Genomic DNA, 20,731 nt, shown 5'->3' with positions numbered 1-20,731 from the left:
CGTTGGCGAACGGTGTGTCATCACCGACTAAACCAAAAACGCCGCTGAGTGAACCTCAGCGGCGTTTCCGGTTGGGCTGCTAGCCCCTGCTCGTTATCTGTTGTGCGACCGCCCGGAGAGCGTCCTGATCGGCGACCTCGAAGGGTAAGGCCGGGACGCCGACGATTGGTACCGCCGGATGCGCTGAGGTGAACCGTTGCAGCACACGTAATTCGCGTTTGCCGGTAGCCGACCGGTCCAGATGAATCTGTAGCGCGCCACGGGCGAGATCGTCGGTTACCGACTCCAGTGCCGACGCCGCAGCGGCGTCGGAGATGCCGGTGAGCGAGGGATGGGTGCGGTTGAGGATCAGTCCCGCCAATGGCATCGTCTCGCTGGACAGTCGATCGACGAAGAATGCGGCCTCGCGTAGTGCGTCCGGCTCAGCAGCGGCGACGACGGCGAACTGCGTGCCGGGCTGATTGAGCAGCTCATATGTCTTGGTCGCCCGTTCCTGGAACCCGCCGAACATCGAATCGAGCGACTGGACGAAGGTCGCCACATCGCGCAACGTATCGCCGCCGATGATGGTGGAGACGCCGCGCATCGCGATACTGACCGCACCGGTCACCACGCGCCCGACGCCGCGTCCGCCGCCGATCAGTACCTTCATCAACCGGCCGGACAAGAAGGAGCCGAGACGGGCGGGTGCGTCGAGGAAGTCCAGCGCGTTACGCGACGGTGGGGTGTCCACGACGATCAGATCCCAGCGGTCCTCCTCGAGGAGTTTGCCGAGTTTCTCCATCGCCATGTACTCCTGCGTGCCCGAGAACGACGACGCAACGGTCTGATAGAAACTGTTCTCCATGATCGCCGCCGCGCGTTCAGGGGTGGAGTACTCGATGACCATGTCATCGAAGGTGCGGCGCATGTCCAGCATCATCGCGTCGAGGCTGCCGCCGCCGTCACCGTCGAGTTCGACTGGTTGTGGATCGTTGGTGAGCGACGTCATTCCGAGTGATTGCGCGAGACGACGTGCCGGGTCGATAGTCAGCACCGCGACCTTACGTCCGCGCTCGGCCGCGTAGAGGGCCATCGCGGCCGCCGTCGTAGTCTTGCCGACACCGCCGGCACCGCAACAGATGACGACGCGGGTTTTCGGTGACATCAGAATCGATGCCATCTTCAGATCGAGGGGCATCACGCACCAGCCTTCCGCAGCGTCTCGGCGAGTTCGTACACCGAACCGAGGTCGCCTTCTTCCAGATTCGGCAATTCCAGCGTCGGAACTTCGACGTCGTCGAGTTGGGCCCGCGCCACCTGCTGCGCCTGCAGCCGGGTGGCATGCTCGATCGTCTCGGTGAGCAGACCGGCGAAGTCCTCGTCGGAGAGTTCGAGACCAGCCTCGGTGAGGTTTTCGCGGATTCGTGCCGCGTCGACGGTTCCGGCCGCGATTTCGTCGACGTCGTCGGCCGGCAGATGAGTAGGTGCGACCCGGTTGATGATCAGTGATCCCAGCCGGAGTTCTTTGGCCCGCAACTCGTTGACCGCTTCGACGGTTTCCTGAATGGGCATGGCTTCCAGCAACGTCACCAGGTGAACCACGGTGTCTTCCGAGTGCAGCAACCGGACCACACCATCGCTTTGATTGCGGATGGGGCCAGTTTTGGTCAATTCGGCCATTGCGGCGGTGACGTCCAGGAAGTTGCCGATACGGCCTGTCGGCGGCGAGTCAACCACCACGGCGTCGTAGAGGAGTTTGCCGGGCTTGCGCGCGGTGCCCTCGGTCGCGATGATCCGTTCTTTGATCTTGCCGGTGAGTATCACGTCGCGCAGGCCGGGGGCAACGGTGGTGACGAAGTCGATCGCGCCGATCTTGCGCATCGCCCGCCCCGCGAAGCCCAGGTTGTAGAACATGTCGAGGTATTCCAGCAAGGCGAACTCGATGTCGATTGCCAGCCCCCACACTTCGCCGCCACCCTGCGCCGTCGCGATCTTCTGATCGGTCGGCGGCAACGGTGCCGTGTCGAAGAGTTGGGCGATGCCCTGCCTACCTTCACACTCGACGAGCAGTACCTTCTTGCCCGACGAGGCGAGGGCGAGCGCTACCGCCGCGGCGACTGTCGTCTTTCCCGTGCCCCCCTTGCCTGACACGAAGTGCAGCTTGGCTCGCGCCGCCACATCTGGCCAGGAATTTTGCTGTGTTGTCGTCTGCTCGGCGGGTCTCGCGCCTTCCGCATTGTCGTTGACCACGGGTCAACCCTATATACACCGCTGGTACCGATACGCTGGAGACCATGACAACACCTTCAGTGACCGCCTGGGAGTACGTGACGGTCCCGCTTCTCACCCACGCCACCAAGCAGATTCTCGACCAGTGGGGTGCCGATGGCTGGGAACTCGTGAGTGTGCTCGCCGGGCCGACCGGCGAGCAGCACGTTGCCTATCTCAAGCGGCCCAAGGGCTGATCGCGGTGGCTCAATGGTCGCAGCGTCTGACTGACTTGGGTATCACCTTGCCGCCGGTGGTTCCGCCGCTGGCAAGCTATGTACCCGCGGTGCGGACCGGAAATCTTGTCTATACCTCGGGTCAGGTCCCGATCCGCGACGGTGAGCTGATCGCTCACGGCAAGGTCGCCGACGGCGCCGAAGGCGTGGTCAAGCCGGAGGAGGCCGCCGCTGCGGCGCGGCAATGCGCGCTCAACGCGTTGGCCGCCATCGACTCGCTGGTCGGTATCGACTCGATCGTCCGAGTGGTGAAGGTGGTCGGCTATGTGGCGTCGGCGCACGGCTTCTCCGGTCAGCCCGGTGTCATCAACGGAGCATCGGATGTAATCGGTGAGATCTTCGGCGACGCGGGCATCCATGCGCGTTCGGCGGTTGGGGTAAGCGAACTACCGCTTGGCGCACCAGTTGAAGTCGAACTCATCGTGGAGGTTGGGTAGCGCAGGCAGTCGGCGACAGGTCGATCGGGGTGAAGCGATGACGTCGCTGATCGGGGCCACCGGGGATGTCACCGTCGCTATCGACGGTGGTACCGCGCTCGGTGAGGTCGAGCTATTTGTCAGCGGGGGGAGCGAACGCTTTCTCGCGCAGTGTCCGTATCCGTTGACGGTCGGCGAGGCGGTACTCGTCGTTGGGGTTCAGCCGGGGCGGGTTGTTGACGTCGAACGGTGGGCGGTGCCCGGGATCGGGATCTAGTTATTCCGCACCGAAGTAAGTACGTTTTGGCGTTGCAAACAAAGGAGATTCAATGTTCGGCTATCACGTTCCAGAACCCGACGAGGCGATGATCATCTCGGGCAAGAAGGCTAGCGACGGGGGTGCGCCGTTCGATGTTGTTGTGGGACATGGCAAGTGGGTGATGCCGGTACTGCGCAAGGTTCGCTATCTGTCGATGGCGTTGCACGAGGCGCAGATTCGCGAGGTCTGCGTCACCACCCAGGGGATCCAGCTGAACGTGCGCGCGGTGATCGCGCACAAAGTCGGCGGCGACATCATCTCCATCGTCAACGCCGGCCAACGTTTCATCTCCGAGGACGAGAACGAGATGAATCAGTTGACCGGGCAAGTCTTTTCGGGTCATCTACGATCCATTGTCGGCTCAATGACCATCGAGCAGATCATCCGTGAACGAGATACGTTGTCGCGCCAGGTTCTCGAAGCGTCGAAGCGGGAGATGGGTTCGATCGGTTTGGTCGTGGACTCGTTCCAGATCCAGTCGATCGACGATATGGAATCGGGCTATATCAACGCCCTGGCCGCGCCGAATATCGCGAAGGTGCAACGGGAAGCGGCAGTGGCAAAGGCGTTGGCGGATCAGGAAGCCGCGAAGGCGCAGCAGGAGTCGTTGCGGAACCAGGCCGACTACGAGCGGGAGACCGCCATCAAGCGGGCCGGCATCAGGTCGGAGACTGATAAGGCGAATGCCGAGGCGGCACAGGCGGGTCCGCTTGCCGAAGCGCGAGTAAACCAGGAAATCGCACGTGAGCAGTCGCTGTTGGCCGAGGCCAATGCCGAATTGCGCGAACGGCAGCTGCTGTCAGAGGTGATCAAGCCGGCCGAGGCTGAGGCCCGACGTCGGGAGATCACCGCGCAGGCTGAGGCGAAGGCCGTCGAAATCCAGTCCGCCGCAATGGCTAAGAATAACCGGATCGCCTTGGATCAGCAGCTGATCGAACAATTGCCCGCGCTGGTTGGCGAGGCCGCTAAGGGGCTCGGATCGTCGAACCTGACCGTGTTCAACGGCGCTGAAGGTGTCAACGAGATACTTACCGGCATCGTGACCCAGGGCGTGCAGATGCTCAAAGCGGTACAGGGGCAGGTGAATCAGGGCGAGGTGTCGCAGTCTCCGGAAAATCAGTAGATAAGCCTTGCGGCGAGGGCTGATTGCCCTCGCCGCAAACTTATTCGGACGATTTTCCAGATGCGGCCTCGCGCAGCAACTCCAGTGTCCGCACCACCGCGGGGTCATAGCACCGCGAATCTTTGACGTAGACGCAGATCGTGCGCTGCGGTGTCGGATTGGCAACCGGAACGGCGATCGTACCGGCCGGCAGTTCGGCGGCACCCAATCGAGGGATGACCGTTAACCCGACATCGCGTGCGACGAACCTCAGCGCAGCTGGGTAGTCGCTCGTCTCTACGATGAACGTCGGCGTGAAACCTGCTGCGGCACAAGCAGTCAGCATATTCTGTCGGCACGGACCGTCAGAGGTGTCGCTGTCAACCCAGCGGTGTGCGGCCAACTCGGCAAGGTCGATGGCCGAGCGGCCGGCGAGTTCGTGGTTCTGGTTGAGCACCGCCACATATGGCTCGGTCAGCAGCGAATGACTGTCGTAGCCGGGGATCGGCCGCGACCGTTCGAGGCTGACCAGCAGGGCTATGTCGGGTCGGATCTCTCGGATTGCCTCGCGATCCTCTTCGATGCGCACCAATACCCGAGTGTCGGGGAAGCCGAGGGTCAGTTTGGCGACAACGTCGGGCATCCACCCGGTCACCGCCGAGGAGAATCCACTGATCACGATGCGTCCGGTTGTCCCTGCCCGGAGGTCTTCGACGGTGCTCGTCAGTTCGTCGACCTGTTGCATGAGTTTGGTCGCGGCGTCAGCGAGAACCCGGCCGGCCGGCGTCGGCTCGATACCTCGACCAGACCGTTCCACGAGGGTCAGCCCCGTTTCCCGTTGGAGGGCGGTGAGGTGTTGGGACACCGCCGACGAGGTATAGCCGAGCGTGGCGGCGGCGCCGCTCACCGATCCGGTTGCGACGACCGACCGGAAGATCATCAGACGATGGGTGTCGATCATGACTACTCCTATATTTCAGTAGTACTGAATGATACATAACAAATAGTCGCTTGTGCTGATTAGTTACTCACCGGAGGATAGTCGTATGGGAAATCGAGTTTCGCTGCCGACCGTCGCCTTGGTGGCGGTCATGGTGATGTGGTCATCGTCATTCGTGGTGATCCGCGGCATCGGCGAACACGTCTCACCTGCGGCGATGGCCGAGGGGCGGCTCTTGGCCGCGTCCGTCGTGCTCCTGACGTGGTGGGGGTGGCGCTTTCGCGGCCGACTCGTCGCGACTATTCCGCGCGGAACGACACTCCTCCTGCTCGTCGGTTACGGCGCGATGTGGTTCGCGATCTACACCGTGTTGGTCAATGCGGCCGAACAGCATCTTGACGCCGGAACTACCGCCCTACTGGTCAATATCGCGCCCATCGTGGTGGCGGTACTCGCGGGTGTATTCCTCCGCGAGGGATTTCCACCACTGCTGATGGTCGGGATCGCGGTCAGTTTTGCCGGCGCCGCGATAATCGCACTGTCCGGGCCAGGGCGGCATGACCGCATCGGTGTCGCATTGGCAATCGCCGCGGCCCTCCTCTACGGAATCAGCGTGATCGCGCAGAAACTGGTCTTGGCGAAGACTGACCCGCTGACCGCGACGGCGTTGGGTTGCGCGGTAGGCGCGATCGTCTTGGCACCCTACGCGTTGACGTTGATCCGGGAATTGACCGCGGCACCGGTCGGCAGCACCGTTGGCGTCGTCTACCTCGGGCTCGCCCCGACGGCCGCCGGATTCCTGCTCTGGGCATATGCACTGGCCCATACGCCGGCGGGGTTGAGTATCTCGGCGAGCTACGCGGTGCCCGCGTTGTCGATCGCCGGGTCGTGGATCTTCCTCTCCGAAGGGCCGGGGACGGCGGGACTGGTCGGCGGGGCGCTGTGCCTGGCCGGGGTGGCAATCGCTCGCCTCAAATATGTCCGGGCCGACAAGCCGACCGTGCGGCCGCCGCGCCCCACCCGAGATCCGCTGACGACGTCGCGGCAACCCGTGGGCTCCAGCGGACTACTTCGATTCTGAGCAATCGCCGACGTCTACGAACCCGCCCGCGGCCCGGCGCTGAGTTAGGCTCGATGGCATGGATAACAGCTCCGCCGACAATGATTCTGCGGCAACGGATTCCGCGACTCTTACCCATCCGGCCTACGAGACGCCGCGTGTGGTGACGCCGTTCGCGTCGGTGCTGCTGTGTCATAACCCGGGCGTGATGGAACTCGATGGCACCAATACCTGGATCCTGCGGGCTCCCGGCCACCCCGACTGCGTCGTCGTCGACCCGGGGCCGCCGAAGCATCGAGCGCATGTGGAGAACGTCGTCGCACAGGGCAACGTCGTCCTGACCTTGATAACGCACCGGCATTTCGACCACACCGGTGCGATTAAACGGATACACAAATTGACCGGCGCCCCAGTACGCGCGCGGCTCGACGAACACTGCCGCGGGGCCGAGCCGTTGACTGACCGAGAAGTCATCGAAGCAGCTGGACTCACCATCACCGTTCTCTTCACTCCAGGGCATTCGGGTGACTCGGTGAGCTTCATCGTCGAATACGACGGTCAGCGCGCCATGCTCACCGGTGACACGATCCTCGGCCGCGGCACGACAGTGCTCGACCCGCGCGACGGCGGTCTACGCGACTACCTGAACTCCCTGAACCGGCTCATCGTCGAAGGGGAGGGTTGCGTGCTCCTGCCCGGACACGGCCCCGACCATCCGGATCTGATTCCCGTCGCGCGCTACTACAAATCGCATCGAGAAGAACGAATCGACCAGATCCGGGCGGCGTTAGACGAATTCGGTGTCAGCGCCAATAAGGCGAAGCCGATGAAGATTGTGCGCAAGGTCTACGCCGACGTCGACAAGAAGGTGTGGCCGGCCGCACGTATGTCGGTCAAGGCGCAGTTGGAGTATCTCCGCGAGGAATAGCTTCGAAAATAGAATCAGGCCCCACCGTCGATGACGATGGGGCCTGATCGCGTTAGAGAATGTCAGCGCGCGCGACGAGCGAGCCGCTCGGAGTCGGCGATGAGGACACTCTTGCCCTCCAACCGGATCCAGCCGCGCTGAGCGAAATCGGCGAGCGCCTTATTCACCGTCTCGCGGGAAGCTCCGACCAGCTGGGCGATCTCTTCCTGCGTGAGGTCGTGGGTCACTCGCAGTGCGCCGGCCTCTTGAGTGCCGAAGCGCTGAGCCAGTTGAAGCAGCTGCTTGGCGACCCGGCCGGGAACGTCGGTGAAGATGAGATCGGCGAGGTTGTTGTTGGTGCGACGCAGGCGGCGGGCCAACACGCGCAACAACTGCTCGGCGATCTCGGGGCGATCTTTGATCCACGCCTTGAGTGCGTCCCGGTCCATCGACACGGTCTGCACTTCGGTGACCGTCGTCGCCGACGACGTACGCGGACCCGGATCGAAAATCGACAACTCGCCGAACATATCCGACGGACCCATGATCGTCAGCAGGTTCTCGCGTCCGTCAGGTGAGCGACGGCCGACTTTCACCTTGCCGGACAGAATGATGTATAGCCGATCGCCGGGTTCACCCTCGTGAAAGATCACGTGACCGCGGGGGAAATCTACCGGCTGGAGTTGTTTGGTCAGCGCTGCAACCGCTGTGGGTTCGACACCCTGGAATATGCCGGCCCGCGCTAGTACTTCCTCCACCTGGAACCTTTCTGATTTAGGCGCACTCGTCCGGCCGAAATGGTCGGTGAGAAGAACACCGTGCAAGGGTACTCTCGTCCCAGCATATGTGTTGAATAGGTCACTAGGTGGCAATCACACTCGAACGCGTCGCGCCGAAATATTCGCGGTAATCAACTCGCGCGCCGACTGCGCAGATCGTCGAGAGTCGATGGCGATACCTCATCAGGAGCGGATGCCTGCGATTGCGCGGCCTGAAGGATTTCATCGACCTGCTCGTCGGAGACCGTCTCGGTGGTCCGGTCGATGCGCGCCTGCACCTTCTCCATCGTCAGTGCGAACAGCATCAGCATGGCTGGGAAGAGCACCGCGGCGAGACCTTGCATGGGGAACAGTTAACACAACCTCGGGCGCGGATGCCTACCTGGCATCGTCGTCGTCACAGCATTGTTACCTACCGTGACCGATGTCGCCGTTTCGCGTGAAGTCACGTTTTCGCCCTTGGCCAGGAGAAGGTGCGCCGCGTCAGTACTCTAGACAGGTGAGTTCGAGCCGTACTGTAGCCAATCCCCGTAGCGATGCCGGTGCTGCTCGCGTTGGCCGCGCCCGCGACGCCGAGACACCGCTAGGTCTGGTGCGTCGGGCCCGACGGATGGACCGGACACTGAAAGTGGCCTTCCCGAATGTGTACTGCGAACTCGATTTCACGACGCCGCTCGACCTTTCCGTGGCGACGATCCTGTCCGCCCAGTGCACCGATGTACGCGTCAATCAAGTGACTCCGGCACTATTCGCGCGATATCCCACCGCGGCCGACTACGCGGGTGCCAATCGCGCCGAGGTCGAGGAAATGATCCGGTCGACGGGGTTCTATCGCAACAAGACGTCATCGATCATCGGTCTCGGTCAGGCGCTCGTCGAGCGATTCGACGGGGAGGTGCCGGGCACGCTCAAGGAACTGGTGACGTTGCCGGGATTCGGCCGCAAGACCGCGAATGTGGTGCTGGGCAACGCTTTCGGTGTGCCGGGGCTGACCGTCGATACCCATTTCGGACGTCTGGTGCGACGATGGGGGTGGACCCAGGAGACCGACCCGGTGAAGGTCGAGCGGGCCGTCGGGGAGTTGATCGAACGCAAAGAGTGGACCAACGCGTCGCATCGGATCATCTTCCACGGGCGACGCGTGTGCCACGCGCGCAAACCAGCGTGTGGAGTGTGCGTCCTGGCGAAGGATTGCCCGTCGGCCGGTGAGGGGCCGTTGGACAAACTTGAGGCGGCCAAGCTGGTCAAAGGGCCCGAGACCGAGCATCTGCTGGAGTTGGCGGGGGTCGCGGCACAGTGACCGAAGTCGAGAATCAGCGCTGGTGGTCGGCGCCGGCCTTGCGCTGGACAATTGTCTTCATCGTCGCGGTGATCGCGTTGATCGTCGCGATCTGGCCACGGTCGAATGACCCGATGCCAACGGCGACCCCGACGGCGGAACCGTCGTCCGGTGCGAGGGTCACCGACGCTCCCGTGGCCGACGCGGAGTTGGCGCGGGCACGTGCGCAAGCCAGACTGGCCGACTGCCCGAATGGCGGATCGCCGGTCGGGCCGACGTCGACGTTGGCCGGAGTCACCGTTCCGTGCCTGGCAACGGCGGCCTCCTACGATGTCGGCGCAGGCACCGCGGGTAAGCCGATGCTGATCAACATGTGGGCGGTGTGGTGCCTGCCATGCCGGCGGGAGCTGCCGGTGCTCCAGGACTACGCGAAACGTGCGGGCGATTCCATCACGGTATTGACCGTCCACGCGGTCGACGGCTCGCGTAGCCCATTTCTCATCTTGAAGTTCCTCACCGAACTCGGCATCACACTGCCGACAATCCTCGATACTAAGGCCCAGGTCGCTGCCGCCCTGTCGGCTCCCAAAGTGTTCCCGTCGACGATTCTCGTTCGCGCCGACGGCACGGTTGCCAAGGTACTGCCGCAGATCTTCGAAAGCACCGATGCCGTCGCAGCTGCTGTCGAAACCAACTTGGGAGTTCGCACATGACCGACCGGGGGCAAACGGCAGCGGTGGTGCCGGGGCCGCTCGTCGCCGACGCCGAGATTCCTCCGTGGCTTCGAACGCTGACCGGCAATGTCACCGCGGTCAGCGACAGCGTCAACAATCGTGGCGGCGACAGAACACGGATCGCGATGATGTTGCGAGGCGGCCGTCGTCGGGCCGCGGCGGTGCTGGTGCTTTTCGCCGGAGGTTGGGATTTCGACCCCACCTACCCGGGTGGTCTACCCGCCGACGCCGAAGTCCTGCTGTTGCAGCGAGCCAGTTCATTGCGGCAACACAGTGGCCAGGTCGCGTTCCCCGGTGGAGCGCATGACGAGGGCGAATCGTTTCCAGTGCAGACCGCGCTACGTGAGGCCACCGAGGAGACCGCGCTCGACGCGTCTGCTGTCAAAGTTCTCGCCGCGCTGCCCAGCTTCCCGGTGCCGCCGTCGGGTTTCGACGTAGTGCCGGTGATCGGTTATTGGCATGCTCCCGGTGAGGTCTACGCCGTCGATGCCGGTGAGACAGCGTTGGTCGCCCGAGTGAATCTGCGGGAGTTGTTGTCGTCGGAGAACCGATTCCAGGTGCAGCGCAAGGTAATGGGCGGAAGTGTGTACAAAGGCCCGGCTTTCATGGTCGACGGCCTACTGGTGTGGGGTTTCACCGGCGGCCTCCTCGCCGCGATCAGTGACGCCGCGGGGTGGGATGTGCCGTGGGATCATGCCGACGTCCGACCGCTCGAGGACGCGATAGCGGCTGCCGCGCGGTCGGCCGACGTCGAAGGACATCCCCGGTGAGCGGGGGTATGTGGGTCGACATCATCGTGATCGCCCTCGCGGTGATCGCCGCCGCGTCGGGTTTCCGGCAGGGGGCCGTCGCATCGGCACTGGCCTTCTTCGGAGTGGTGCTCGGCGCGATCGCCGGGATTCTGCTTGCGCCACGGCTCATTTCGCAGTTCGACGATCGGACAGTACGGCTGGTGGTCGGGATCGGTCTGTTGCTGCTGCTAGTCGTGATCGGTGAAGTCGCCGGGATGGTGCTTGGCCGTGCGGCGCGCGGATCGCTGCGGTTGCCCGTATTACGCCAACTCGACAGCGTGGTCGGGGCAGTCCTGCAAGCGGTCGCGGTATTCGCCGCGGCGTGGTTGCTGTCGATCCCGATCAGCCATTCCGCTCAGCCATCCCTCGTTGACGCGGTTGACGACTCCAAGACTCTTGGCCTCGTCGAAGATATTGCGCCGCAATGGCTTCGCGATATTCCCAATGAGTTCTCCAATCTGCTGGAGAGTTCGGGCCTGCCCGAGGTCATCGGGCCGTTCGGCACCGCGCCGGTGGCTTCGGTCGATCCGCCCGATACCGCGTTGACCAGACTGCCCGCGGTGGCTCAGGCCCGACGCAGCGTCGTGAAGATCCGCGGTGAAGCGCCGAGTTGTCAACGCTCCCTTGAGGGCAGCGGCTTTGTCATCTCACCCGAACGCGTCATGACTAATGCGCACGTGATCGCTGGTACTCGCAGCCTGGCCGTCATCAGTTCGACCAACGTCCGACGTTCGGCGACGGTCGTCTACTTCGACCCCGAAAACGACATCGCCGTACTCGATGTCCCCGGACTGCGTTCGCCGACAATGCGTTTCGCCGACTCACCGGCGAAGGGCGGCGACGACGCGATCGCGCTGGGGTACCCGGAAGACGGTCCGTTCACCGCGAGCCCGTTGCGTATTCGCGGAACTATCAACCTTGCCGGCCCGGATATCTATCAAACCGGACGCGTCACCCGCGAGGTCTACACCGCGCGCGGACAGATCCGGCAGGGCAACTCGGGCGGGCCGATGATCAACTCCGACGGTGACGTGCTCGGCCTCGTGTTTGGCGCGTCGGAGAATCCGGCCGACGAGACGGGATTCATCCTCACCGCCAAACAGGTGCAGAGCGCGGTCAGTCAGGGAAGCGATTCGACGACCGAGATGAGTACCGGGATGTGCGTCAGCGGCTGACGCGAGTCAGGTCGCGAGCCAATTCACGATCATGTCGTTCGCGCGGTCGGGTTGTTCCTGATGCGCGAAATGACCAGCGTTCGGCACCTGCCGGTAGTCCATCTGCGTCGCCCAGTTGTGACTGGCGGCCATCAGCCCGTCCATCACGAACGGGTCGTCGCGCCCGCGTAACGCGAGGACCGGGATCGATAATTTCCGATCCATCAACTCCATGAACCGGAATCCGTCCGGACGGAACTGGGAGCGGAATGCCCAGCGTCGATACTCCAGGCTGCAGTAGGCGACACCCGGTATCTGCACGGCTGACCGATTACGTTCGACAACGTCGGTGAATTCGGCGGTGTGCTTCCAGCGCTCCGACGCTCGCTCCTCGAAGTACTGGGCGATATACGCACCATTGGCGCGGGTCAGCCGCCGTTCGCCGAGCCGGGGCAACTGATTGTGCAGGAATCCGCCGAGGAAGGCGCTGCGCTGTTCGGGGTCGAGTAGTACCGAATGACGGAGCGCTCGCGGATGGGGCGACGCGATCACGCCGATCCGGGTCACCATGCGCGGGTGCAGGATCGCCGTCGCCCAGCTGACCAACCCGCCGTCGGCGTGACCGATCAGCGCGGCCTCGGTGTGGCCGAGCGCGCGGATCATTCCGTTGGCATCACCGGCGAGGGTCCAGCCGTCGTAGCCGCGTGGCGGTTTGTCCGAATCGCCATAGCCGCGTAGGTCGACGGCGACCGCGCGGTAGCCGGCATCGGTCAGGCTGGCCAGCTGGTGACGCCAGCTCCACCAGAATTCACCGAATCCGTGCAGTAGCAAGACCAGTGGCCGGTCGGCCACCTGGCGCCCGTCGATCTCGACCGCGTGGAATCGAACGCCGTTCGCGCGGACGTCGAAGTGATGCCACGGCCCGTCGAACCGGACCGTCGAAGGATCGGGCGCCGGCACCGGGGTCAGTCGCGCTTATGAAGATCCCGAGCGGGTGGAATACCCGGATGCGAGATCTCCGGCGTGGTCGCCGACGTCGTCGAATGGCCCAGTCCGGACGGCACAACCGACCGAACTTCCTTGACCGACTCGATGGTCTTGCGCGGCGGATGCATCCGCCGGAACACGATATAGCCGATCAGCGCGGCGAGGATCGAAACACCGATCAGTAGCAGGAAGACGATGCCGAAGGCCGCCCAGCGCCACACCCACTCGGACAGGACCTCAGCCAGGAAGAAGAAAAAGAAGAAGCTTGAGTAGAGCACCATGACCGCGGCGACGATAAGCAGCCCGGCGCCGATACCGGCCTTCTTGCCTTCCGCGACCAATTCGGCCTTGGCCAGCGCGACCTCGGAGCGGAATAGCGTCGATGCACTGGCGGTCGCCTCTTTGACCAGATTGCCGATCGTCGGTTCGCCGTTCGCGCCGACGTTGGCGTCGGTCAGCGGAATCGATGGGACCGAATATGGCTGCCGACCGGCTTCGTTCCCCTGGCCGGCCGAGTTGCTGGGGTTCACAGAATCCTCCGTTGCTCGGGTATTGGGGTTTATGTTGCCATGCCGCAGCGCGGTCGCGGGGGCAGGGTTTGATCTGTGCGGCGCTCCGCGTCGCAAGCGGCCGTCGTCGTTACGCGCCGCATAGCCGGGTCGTGATAGTGATGACGTCGTCGCGAGAGGGGGTCCGGGCAGTTGATGCGCAGACAAGGTCTCCGACGGTGATGATCGCGTATGACGTGTGGAATGGCCCGATCGGTTGCTGAAGGGTGTTGCTGTAGAAGCGCCAGGAGGCTGGCATGCGGTCGACATGGACAGAGTCGAGCGAGTCGCACCTCGCGGCTGCCGCAGTAATCGCCCGGTATCGCTGTCGCGCGGCGGTGGCTGATGCGTATCGCACCATGAATTGGCTGATACCCGCGTTATTGGGCCCGGTGGCGTCGTGGACCTCGGAGTACTCACGATATCCCGTGGGGAAGGCGTCGGAGGTGCCCAGCAGCGTCGCTGGACATTCGTAACTGTTCGACGACTCCGATGTGAAGGGTGAATGTCTGTAGTCACGAGTCCACCGAGAGTCGTATCCGTCGGCGATTATCCGGCGCAGTGCCTGCCCGTCGAGTGCGGTGCGATCGAGGTCGGTAGTGGGGCCACGGCCGTCGGGGACGAAATCGTTCACGGTAGAGGTAGTCGCCGGCGCGGCGTGGGGAAGTCCTCGGTCGCTACAACTGCTCAACAGCACACTGAGCACTAACGAAAATGATATCGCCGCAATCGTTTTCATCCGGCCCCGACCGTCTCACGTAACTCCGGCGCGATCTCCGATCGTATCTGCGACCACGGGATTGTCACCGGCACATAATCTCCGATGGCATGCGGGACCGCCATGTAGACGCGTAATCCGTCGGCAGTCGGTATCCACGCGGGAGGATCGTAACTGGTCGGTGGTGATCGACGTAGCCGTCCCGATGGGTCATATGCGGGTGCGAGCTCAGCGAGCCGGGTTCTCGCCCGAGCCCAGTCACTGAACAGCTCGTCGCGGTCAATCAGTCGGGCCCGGGCCGCATCGACTACGACGGTGGTGACATCGAAGTTGGGATGCGCGGCACCGGCCGTGTACCAGAGGTAGATGGATACGCCGGCGATGACGCGATCGGTGATCGTAGCGACCCGTGTGTGCTCGGTTGAGTCGAGTTTGCTGTCGTTGACGGTGGTGACTGGAGGACGGCCGCTGAACTTCATGACGAAATCGTGGGACCGAGTGCTCGTTGCTCGGTTGAAGAGGGCGGCGATACGCGGTTTGCCGCCGATAACCCGTGGCACCGCGATGTCGTATCGAAGGCTGCCGGTCGAGCCGGTCGAACGGGTTGTCGTGGCCAGATAGCCGCCCGTCGCTCGTGGTGCAGAACTCGGCACCGACGACGAATTCGATGGCGACGTCGAACCGTAGACCGACATTGATCGCGGAGTCGACGATGAACTTGATGAGGTCGCGGGATTCGTCATGCACGATGTGAGTCCAACAACGCAAAGCACCATTGCGATCAGCGCGAGAGTCCGCGTCCAATCCCGTTCCGCCCCTAACAACATGGCGGCGAGCCTAGCAGTCCCGCCGCCATGTCGTTCACTATTGCGAATGTTAGGTTAAGCGCGTTTCTGGCGGATTGCCTCGAATACCGACGGATCGACCAGTGTCGATGTATCGCCCAGTTCCCGACCCTCGGCCACGTCCTTGAGCAGGCGTCGCATGATCTTGCCCGAGCGTGTCTTGGGCAGTTCCGGCACGACGTTGATTTCACGAGGTTTCGCGATAGGCGAGATCTCCACCGCGACCTGTTCGCGAAGTTCGGCGACTAGTGCGGCACCGGAGTTCTCGACGCCTTCGCGCAGGATGACGAATGCGACGATGCCTTGGCCGGTGGTGTCGTCGGCGGCACCGATCACCGCGGCCTCGGCTACGCCTGAATGGCCGACGAGCGCCGATTCCACTTCGGCGGTGGAGATGCGGTGGCCGGAAACATTCATCACGTCGTCAACCCGGCCGAGGACCCAGAGCGCGCCGTCGTCGTCATAGCGGGCGCCGTCACCGGCGAAGTACCACCCCTGCGTGGCGAACCGCGACCAGTAGGTTTCGATGAAGCGTTCGTCGTCGCCCCAGATGCCGAGCAGCATCGACGGCCACGGTTGATCGAGGACGAGGTAACCCTGTTCGCCATGCGTGACCGGGTTCGCGTTGTCATCGACGATATTCGCCGAGATACCCGGTAGTGGCTTCATCGCGGCACCCGGCTTGGCATCGGTAACGCCGGGTAGAGGGGAGATCATGATCGATCCGGTTTCGGTTTGCCACCAGGTATCGACGATGGGCGCGGTGCCGCCGCCGATGACGTCGCGATACCAGCGCCATGCCTCGGGGTTGATCGGCTCGCCGACCGAGCCGAGTAGCCGGATCGACGACAGGTCATGGGCGTCGGGGATATCGCGCCCCCACTTCATGAAGGTCCGGATCAACGTCGGCGCCATGTAATAGATTGTCACGCCGTACTTTTCGACGATCTGGAAATGCCGATGCTCATTCGGCGTATTGGGCGTTCCCTCGTAGACCACTTCGGTCGCGCCGTTGGAGAGCGGACCGTAGACGATATAGGAGTGGCCGGTGACCCATCCGATATCGGCGCCACACCAGAAGATATCGCGACCTTCCTTATGGTCGAAGACATTGTGGAAGGTGTAACTGGTCTGGGTGAGATAGCCGCCTGACGAGTGGACGATGCCCTTTGGCTTGCCGGTAGTGCCAGAGGTGTACAGCAGGAACAGTGGGTGGTTGGAGTCGAAGGCTTGTGGCTCATGGTGATCCGACGATTCGCCGACGGTGTCATCCCACCAGACATCGCGACCGTCGACCCACGGCAGATTCGTGTCGTGATTGGTGCGGCGCACCACCAGGACGTGTTCGACCGAAGGCGCGGCGTCGTCGCCGGATCCGAGCGCTTCGTCGACGTTGATCTTCAGATCGGCCGGCTTGCCGCGGCGGTACTGGCCGTCGGTGGTGATGACGAGTTTCGCGCTCGCGTCATCGACGCGTGATCGCAGCGCCGCCGCCGAGAAACCGGCGAAGACCACCGAGTGGGTCAGGCCAAGACGGGCGCAGGCGAGCATCGAGATCAATGCTTCGGGAACCATCGGCATATAGATGGCCACCCGATCGCCGGCCCGTAAACCGATCGCGGTGAAATAGTTGGCCGCGCGGCTGACCTCGGCGAGTAATTCCGCGTAGGTGATGTCACGCGAATCGCCGGGCTCGCCGACCCAGTGGATGGCAACTCGATCGCCCTTACCCGCTGCGACGTGGCGGTCAACGCAGTTGACCGACACGTTGAGTTTTCCGCCGACAAACCAGTTGGCGAAGGGCGCATTCGACCAGTCGAGGACTTGCTCGAAATCGGTATCCCAATCGAGCCGGCGGGCTTGCTCGGCCCAGAATTCCAGCCGATCGGCGTCGGCCCGGTCGTACAGTGCGGCAGTGGCGTTGGCCTGTGCCGTGAATTCCGGCGAAGGTGGGTAGACGTCGGGCGAAGCAGACATTGCAGGCTGGGCCTTTCGGGGATCGGTGGGACAAGGTGAGCGGCGATACGTGGTGGCGTGTGAACACGCGCCGCCATTCACGCACACTGTGAGAGTAGTCACTAGCCGATGCCGCTGCATCGAGTTAGCTGCGTCGTCACGGCCTGATAGCGGCTGTGTACGGCGAACGGTCGAGGTCATGCGACGAGCGGTCGTCGCACCACCTGTTTGGACAGTATTGGAAACTATCCGCTCCCCAACCGTCGGTACCCTGACCAACTGTGCCCCCCGACTTCCCCCGTCGCTCCGCTCGCCCGGACATTCCCCGTCGCTCCGCTCGCCCGGACATTCCCCGTCGCTCCGCTCGCCCGGACATTCCCCGTCGCTCCGCTCGCCCGGACATTCCCCGTCGCTCCGCTCGCCCGGACATTCCCCGTCGCTCCGCTCGCCCGGACATTCCCCGTCGCTCCGCTCGCCCGGACCCGCTCGCCCCGCTCCTCGATCTGCCCGGCGTCGCCGACGCAGCAGAGAAGGCTCGCGACACATTGAGCGCCGTGCACCGACATCCGGTGAACCTGCGTGGTTGGGTCAATACGTCGACCGAAGCGTCGTGGCGCGGCGGCCGGTCGTCCGCGGCCATTGACGGCGGCAGTGTCGAATTGCGCCGCGACGGCGACTTCGACGATCCGGTCCTCGCCGGGGCGATGCGCGTCGCGCAGGCGCTCGACGGCGACGCGCTTGAACCGTTGACCGCAGTCTTCCGCCGTGCGCCGATGCAGGCGCTCGCCCGACTACATATGCTCGCAGCTGCCGATCTCGTCGATGACGCCGACCAACTCGGTCGGCCGCGCGATGACGCGGCGATCGGCGAACGGCTCGAACTACTCGGCCAATTGATTACTGGCGGAACGTCGGTGGCGGCGCCAGTGCTCGCCGCGGTGGTGCATGGCGAACTGTTGTCACTGGCGCCGTTCGGCGAGGCAAACGGGGTGGTGGCGCGTGGGGCGTCCAGGCTCGTATGTGTGTCGTCCGGGCTCGACCCACATAATCTCGGCGTCCCCGAGGTGACATGGTTCCGAAAAGTCGTCGAATATCATTCTGCTGCAACGGATTTTGCCGCCGGAACACCCGAGGGGCTGCGACGTTGGATCTTGTTGACCTGCGAGGCGTTGGAGGCCGGTGCGGTCGAGGCCGGCTCAATCGCCGACGCGGCGCGTGGCTAACGCCGCGATCCTTCCCGACAACGCACTGCGGGCGACGCTCTGGTGATCCAGATCGCCGCCCGCGTAGCACGGACTCAAGTTACCAAGCGTGCTTGGTGGGTTGTGGGTATCGCCTCGGCGAGGGAGAGCGAGTCGATGTCGACCTCGACCGCAGTTTCGCAGGCGCACAACGCTTTTGCCTTATTGCGGCGTGCCCCGCGTGGGTGCTTGCCGCCCGTGCTGGGAGTGCTCGGCGAGGGAGTTCGATCCTTCTCTTCCGGGTCGGACTTGGCCTTCCGAGGTTTCCGTAACACCTTTTGTACACCGTGAGGCAGATCACATCAAGCGTTGTGCGTCACGAGTTTTCTCAAGCCGACTCGCGTCGCCTCCACCAGCCGTAATAGACCAGTGCGCCCACCGCGGCGACGCTGATTCCGGTCGCCGCCGACGCTGCCGCGATCGCGGTCCGATTCTCGCGCAGCCGACCGCTGAGCGCGATCGGTCGATCGAAGGCGAGGATCGGCCAGCCACGATCGGCCGCCTCTTTGCGGAGGCCGCGATCGGGGTTCACCGCGGTCGGGTGCCCAACCGCGAGCAGCATCGGCAGGTCGGTGATCGAGTCGGAGTAGGCGTAGCTGGCATCAAGGTCGTAGCCGGCCGACTCGGCCAACTCGGACATCGCGACAGCCTTCGCATCGCCGTAGCAGTAAAACTCCAGCTCACCGGCGTAGTGGCCGTCGACCACCTTCATCCGGCTCGCGCGAACAGCGTCGACGCCGAGCATTTCGCCGATCGGCTCGACCATTTCGATACCCGACGCCGAGATCAATACGATGTCGTGGCCTTTGGCCTGATGCGAAGCGATTAGTTCGGCTGCTTCGGCGAAGACGAGTGGCTCGACGATGTCGTGCAGAGTTTCCGAGACGATCGAGGTGATCTGCTCGACGTCCCAGCCGCGGCACATGTCGGTGACGTGTGCGCGCAGTCGCTCGACCTGGTCATGATCGGCAGCGGTGAGTAGGAACATCAGTTGCGCGTAGGTAGACTTCAACACCGACCGTCGGTTGATCAGGCCCTCGGCGTAGAACGGGCGAGTGAACGCGAGCGCACTCGAACGGGCGATGACAGTTTTGTCGAGGTCGAAAAAGGCGGCAATTCGCGGCGCATTCCAGGGTGCCGACTGGTTGGTCACCAGGTCAGCGTACGTCCCGGAATCCGTCAACGCGCGCCTTTCCGTAGCCGCGGATCGCCCAACTTGGTTGTAGTTGCAATCATTCTCTGGCCGTGTGTATAGTCTTGGTTACCCGGTCTTCACCGGGGCCTTTCAGCCCGACCCCCCGGGGCTGAAACGCGATGACCCCGGCCTCCTCCCCCCCTGGCCGGGGTCGTCCCCTTTCTAGGGTGTTTCCTGGTCTTTTCTCCTCATTTGAGACAGATTTGTCATTCTGTCCGCATACCTCGGCGCGTCCGGCTAGCGTCACCAAGGTCTGTGACCCGTCGAGGAGCGTCCATATATGAAGTGCATATCCGACCGTAGAGCGTTATCCCTGATCGTATCCGCGGCGGTGTTCGCGGTGGTACTCGGCGGCACGGGCTCCGCGGGCGCGGCACCGTCGAACAGACTCCAGGAGAACTACAACTTCTTCGGCGGTATCCCTTATGAACTCACTCATCCCGGCGGATCATTGCCGGGCTCAAATGATTTCACCTGCAAGCCGACGTCGGCCCATCCGCGTCCGGTCGTGTTGGTACACGGCACCGGTGGTGCCCGGACTACCAACTGGGGCGCATATGTTCCGATGTTGGCGAATCGTGGCTATTGCGTTTTCGCGTTGACCTATGGAGCCATCGCCGGGTTGCCGTGGCCGGCTACCGCAGTCGGTGGGATGGGTCCGATCCCGGCATCGGCAGCGCAGCTGAAAAGATTCGTAGCGCGGATACTTGCCACGACGGGCGCGAAAACCGTTGACATCATTGGACATTCGCAGGGAACCTACATGCCGTCGTACTACCTTAAGAAGCTCGGCGGAGCGAAGTTCGTGACCAAGTACGTATCGTTGGCGCCGCTCTGGCGGGGGACCGGCGGCGATCTTTTCGCTCCCCCGAGCCGGTATCTGGGTCGGCTGACGGGCGGTGATCGCTGGGTGCCGGTCTGCACCGCATGTTCGCAGATGATGCCGGGTTCGAAGACCAACGATGCTGTCTGGACGGGCGGATCACCGTATGTGGCGGGTATCGACTACACCAATATTTCTACTCGCTACGACGAAGCGGTGATTCCCTATACGAGTGGTCAGGTGCCGGGCCGTCCAGGCGAGTCGGTGCGCAATATCGTCGTACAGGACTCTTGCGCAACCGATTACAGCGATCATATGGCGATCGCCGGTTCTCGGCGTGCGGCATATTTGGCCCTCAACGCACTGGATCCGGAGCATCCGGTAAAGGTGCCGTGTGCTGTGGTGCCGCCGTTTACCGGATAGTCCACAGGTTCGGCGGCTGTCCACACAA

At 63.4% G+C, this 20,731-nt stretch carries 23 protein-coding genes; 12 read left to right on the top strand and 11 right to left on the bottom strand.

Annotated features, from left to right (window positions below):
* Window positions 1-79: 79 nt before the first annotated feature.
* The gene (locus AAFP29_RS07285) at window positions 80-1,180 is read right to left on the bottom strand and encodes an ArsA family ATPase (protein ID WP_419216680.1); all 1,101 of its coding nucleotides are present in this window, start codon (window positions 1,178-1,180) and stop codon (window positions 80-82) included.
* Complete coding sequence (locus AAFP29_RS07280; RefSeq protein ID WP_419216679.1) at window positions 1,180-2,232, bottom strand: ArsA-related P-loop ATPase; 1,053 nt, start codon at window positions 2,230-2,232, stop codon at window positions 1,180-1,182. Before AAFP29_RS07280 ends, AAFP29_RS07285 begins: the two co-directional genes overlap by 1 nt.
* 44 nt (window positions 2,233-2,276) lie before the next feature.
* On the opposite strand from AAFP29_RS07280, the gene AAFP29_RS07275 reads away from it, so the two are divergent.
* Genes AAFP29_RS07275 through AAFP29_RS07260 form a run of 4 tightly spaced genes read left to right on the top strand, consistent with a single transcriptional unit; the run spans window position 2,277 to window position 4,344 of the window.
* A complete protein-coding gene (locus AAFP29_RS07275; protein ID WP_007316802.1) occupies window positions 2,277-2,447 on the top strand; it encodes a DUF4177 domain-containing protein in 171 nt (56 codons plus the stop codon).
* Window positions 2,448-2,452: 5 nt separating this feature from the next.
* Window positions 2,453-2,923 carry a RidA family protein gene (locus tag AAFP29_RS07270; RefSeq protein WP_419216678.1) on the top strand — a complete coding sequence of 157 codons (471 nt, stop codon included), beginning with the start codon at window positions 2,453-2,455 and terminating at the stop codon, window positions 2,921-2,923.
* Between the two features lie 37 nt (window positions 2,924-2,960).
* The gene (locus AAFP29_RS07265) at window positions 2,961-3,179 is read left to right on the top strand and encodes a hypothetical protein (protein WP_419216677.1); all 219 of its coding nucleotides are present in this window, start codon (window positions 2,961-2,963) and stop codon (window positions 3,177-3,179) included.
* 52 nt (window positions 3,180-3,231) lie between these two features.
* Window positions 3,232-4,344 (top strand): flotillin family protein, encoded by a 1,113-nt coding sequence (locus AAFP29_RS07260; protein ID WP_419216676.1) that lies wholly within the window; start codon window positions 3,232-3,234, stop codon window positions 4,342-4,344.
* Between the two features lie 40 nt (window positions 4,345-4,384).
* Here AAFP29_RS07260 and AAFP29_RS07255 read toward each other — a convergent pair whose 3' ends face one another.
* Window positions 4,385-5,284, bottom strand: coding sequence for a LysR family transcriptional regulator (locus AAFP29_RS07255; protein WP_419216675.1), 900 nt, complete (start codon window positions 5,282-5,284; stop codon window positions 4,385-4,387).
* Window positions 5,285-5,369: 85 nt separating this feature from the next.
* On the opposite strand from AAFP29_RS07255, the gene AAFP29_RS07250 reads away from it, so the two are divergent.
* Together AAFP29_RS07250 and AAFP29_RS07245 are read left to right on the top strand one after the other, a co-directional pair.
* Window positions 5,370-6,344, top strand: a complete 975-nt coding sequence (locus AAFP29_RS07250) for a DMT family transporter (protein ID WP_419216674.1) — start codon at window positions 5,370-5,372, stop codon at window positions 6,342-6,344.
* A gap of 58 nt (window positions 6,345-6,402) precedes the next feature.
* Complete coding sequence (locus AAFP29_RS07245; protein ID WP_419216673.1) at window positions 6,403-7,251, top strand: MBL fold metallo-hydrolase; 849 nt, start codon at window positions 6,403-6,405, stop codon at window positions 7,249-7,251.
* Window positions 7,252-7,313: 62 nt separating this feature from the next.
* On the opposite strand, the gene AAFP29_RS07240 is transcribed toward AAFP29_RS07245, so the two are convergent.
* Both AAFP29_RS07240 and AAFP29_RS07235 read right to left on the bottom strand, forming a co-directional pair.
* Entirely contained in the window at window positions 7,314-7,988 is a 675-nt protein-coding gene (locus AAFP29_RS07240) for a Crp/Fnr family transcriptional regulator (RefSeq protein ID WP_007316734.1), read from the bottom strand.
* Between the two features lie 152 nt (window positions 7,989-8,140).
* Window positions 8,141-8,353, bottom strand: a complete 213-nt coding sequence (locus AAFP29_RS07235) for a hypothetical protein (protein ID WP_419216672.1) — start codon at window positions 8,351-8,353, stop codon at window positions 8,141-8,143.
* A 266-nt stretch (window positions 8,354-8,619) separates the two neighbouring features.
* On the opposite strand from AAFP29_RS07235, the gene nth reads away from it, so the two are divergent.
* From nth to AAFP29_RS07215, 4 genes are read left to right on the top strand one after another with little or no spacing between them, the layout of a single operon-like run.
* Complete coding sequence (nth, locus tag AAFP29_RS07230) at window positions 8,620-9,309, top strand: endonuclease III (RefSeq protein ID WP_419217233.1); 690 nt, start codon at window positions 8,620-8,622, stop codon at window positions 9,307-9,309.
* Window positions 9,306-10,001 (top strand): TlpA family protein disulfide reductase, encoded by a 696-nt coding sequence (locus tag AAFP29_RS07225; RefSeq protein ID WP_419216671.1) that lies wholly within the window; start codon window positions 9,306-9,308, stop codon window positions 9,999-10,001. Before nth ends, AAFP29_RS07225 begins: the two co-directional genes overlap by 4 nt.
* The gene (locus AAFP29_RS07220) at window positions 9,998-10,792 is read left to right on the top strand and encodes an NUDIX hydrolase (RefSeq protein ID WP_419216670.1); all 795 of its coding nucleotides are present in this window, start codon (window positions 9,998-10,000) and stop codon (window positions 10,790-10,792) included. The genes AAFP29_RS07225 and AAFP29_RS07220 overlap by 4 nt, the downstream gene beginning before the upstream one ends.
* A complete protein-coding gene (locus AAFP29_RS07215) occupies window positions 10,789-11,988 on the top strand; it encodes a MarP family serine protease (protein WP_419216669.1) in 1,200 nt (399 codons plus the stop codon). The genes AAFP29_RS07220 and AAFP29_RS07215 overlap by 4 nt, the downstream gene beginning before the upstream one ends.
* A 6-nt stretch (window positions 11,989-11,994) precedes the next feature.
* On the opposite strand, the gene AAFP29_RS07210 is transcribed toward AAFP29_RS07215, so the two are convergent.
* The 5 genes from AAFP29_RS07210 to acs form a co-directional block, all read right to left on the bottom strand.
* Complete coding sequence (locus tag AAFP29_RS07210) at window positions 11,995-12,927, bottom strand: alpha/beta fold hydrolase (protein WP_419216668.1); 933 nt, start codon at window positions 12,925-12,927, stop codon at window positions 11,995-11,997.
* A 5-nt stretch (window positions 12,928-12,932) separates the two neighbouring features.
* The gene (locus tag AAFP29_RS07205) at window positions 12,933-13,484 is read right to left on the bottom strand and encodes a phage holin family protein (protein WP_419216667.1); all 552 of its coding nucleotides are present in this window, start codon (window positions 13,482-13,484) and stop codon (window positions 12,933-12,935) included.
* Between the two features lie 109 nt (window positions 13,485-13,593).
* Entirely contained in the window at window positions 13,594-14,136 is a 543-nt protein-coding gene (locus AAFP29_RS07200; protein WP_419216666.1) for a sensor domain-containing protein, read from the bottom strand.
* 101 nt (window positions 14,137-14,237) lie between these two features.
* Window positions 14,238-14,963, bottom strand: a complete 726-nt coding sequence (locus AAFP29_RS07195) for a hypothetical protein (RefSeq protein ID WP_419216665.1) — start codon at window positions 14,961-14,963, stop codon at window positions 14,238-14,240.
* 138 nt (window positions 14,964-15,101) lie between these two features.
* Window positions 15,102-17,042, bottom strand: a complete 1,941-nt coding sequence (gene acs / locus AAFP29_RS07190) for an acetate--CoA ligase (protein WP_419216664.1) — start codon at window positions 17,040-17,042, stop codon at window positions 15,102-15,104.
* A gap of 434 nt (window positions 17,043-17,476) precedes the next feature.
* Between acs and AAFP29_RS07185 the strand changes: the two genes are divergently transcribed.
* Window positions 17,477-18,244 carry an oxidoreductase gene (locus AAFP29_RS07185; RefSeq protein WP_419217232.1) on the top strand — a complete coding sequence of 256 codons (768 nt, stop codon included), beginning with the start codon at window positions 17,477-17,479 and terminating at the stop codon, window positions 18,242-18,244.
* Between the two features lie 346 nt (window positions 18,245-18,590).
* On the opposite strand, the gene AAFP29_RS07180 is transcribed toward AAFP29_RS07185, so the two are convergent.
* Window positions 18,591-19,415, bottom strand: coding sequence for an HAD family hydrolase (locus AAFP29_RS07180; RefSeq protein WP_419216663.1), 825 nt, complete (start codon window positions 19,413-19,415; stop codon window positions 18,591-18,593).
* A gap of 322 nt (window positions 19,416-19,737) precedes the next feature.
* Between AAFP29_RS07180 and AAFP29_RS07175 the strand changes: the two genes are divergently transcribed.
* Window positions 19,738-20,703 (top strand): esterase/lipase family protein, encoded by a 966-nt coding sequence (locus AAFP29_RS07175; protein ID WP_419216662.1) that lies wholly within the window; start codon window positions 19,738-19,740, stop codon window positions 20,701-20,703.
* Window positions 20,704-20,731: the final 28 nt, after the last annotated feature.

It is taken from the genome of Gordonia sp. CPCC 205333, from assembly GCF_048537885.1.
Taxonomy (GTDB): Bacteria; Actinomycetota; Actinomycetes; order Mycobacteriales; family Mycobacteriaceae; genus Gordonia.
The sequence above is the reverse complement of the archived record's forward strand: the minus strand, read 5'-3'. Positions and strand labels throughout refer to the sequence as shown.

Coding starts and splice junctions, on each gene's coding strand:
- AAFP29_RS07220 (WP_419216670.1), top strand. CDS start 9,998: ATGACCGACCGGGGGCAAACGGCAGCGGTGGTGCCGGGGCCGCTCGTC.
- AAFP29_RS07195 (WP_419216665.1), bottom strand. CDS start 14,963: ATGACGAATCCCGCGACCTCATCAAGTTCATCGTCGACTCCGCGATCA.
- AAFP29_RS07275 (WP_007316802.1), top strand. CDS start 2,277: ATGACAACACCTTCAGTGACCGCCTGGGAGTACGTGACGGTCCCGCTT.
- AAFP29_RS07260 (WP_419216676.1), top strand. CDS start 3,232: ATGTTCGGCTATCACGTTCCAGAACCCGACGAGGCGATGATCATCTCG.
- AAFP29_RS07245 (WP_419216673.1), top strand. CDS start 6,403: ATGGATAACAGCTCCGCCGACAATGATTCTGCGGCAACGGATTCCGCG.
- AAFP29_RS07250 (WP_419216674.1), top strand. CDS start 5,370: ATGGGAAATCGAGTTTCGCTGCCGACCGTCGCCTTGGTGGCGGTCATG.
- nth (WP_419217233.1), top strand. CDS start 8,620: ATGGACCGGACACTGAAAGTGGCCTTCCCGAATGTGTACTGCGAACTC.
- AAFP29_RS07175 (WP_419216662.1), top strand. CDS start 19,738: ATGAAGTGCATATCCGACCGTAGAGCGTTATCCCTGATCGTATCCGCG.
- AAFP29_RS07265 (WP_419216677.1), top strand. CDS start 2,961: ATGACGTCGCTGATCGGGGCCACCGGGGATGTCACCGTCGCTATCGAC.
- acs (WP_419216664.1), bottom strand. CDS start 17,042: ATGTCTGCTTCGCCCGACGTCTACCCACCTTCGCCGGAATTCACGGCA.
- AAFP29_RS07285 (WP_419216680.1), bottom strand. CDS start 1,180: ATGCCCCTCGATCTGAAGATGGCATCGATTCTGATGTCACCGAAAACC.
- AAFP29_RS07235 (WP_419216672.1), bottom strand. CDS start 8,353: ATGCAAGGTCTCGCCGCGGTGCTCTTCCCAGCCATGCTGATGCTGTTC.
- AAFP29_RS07255 (WP_419216675.1), bottom strand. CDS start 5,284: ATGATCGACACCCATCGTCTGATGATCTTCCGGTCGGTCGTCGCAACC.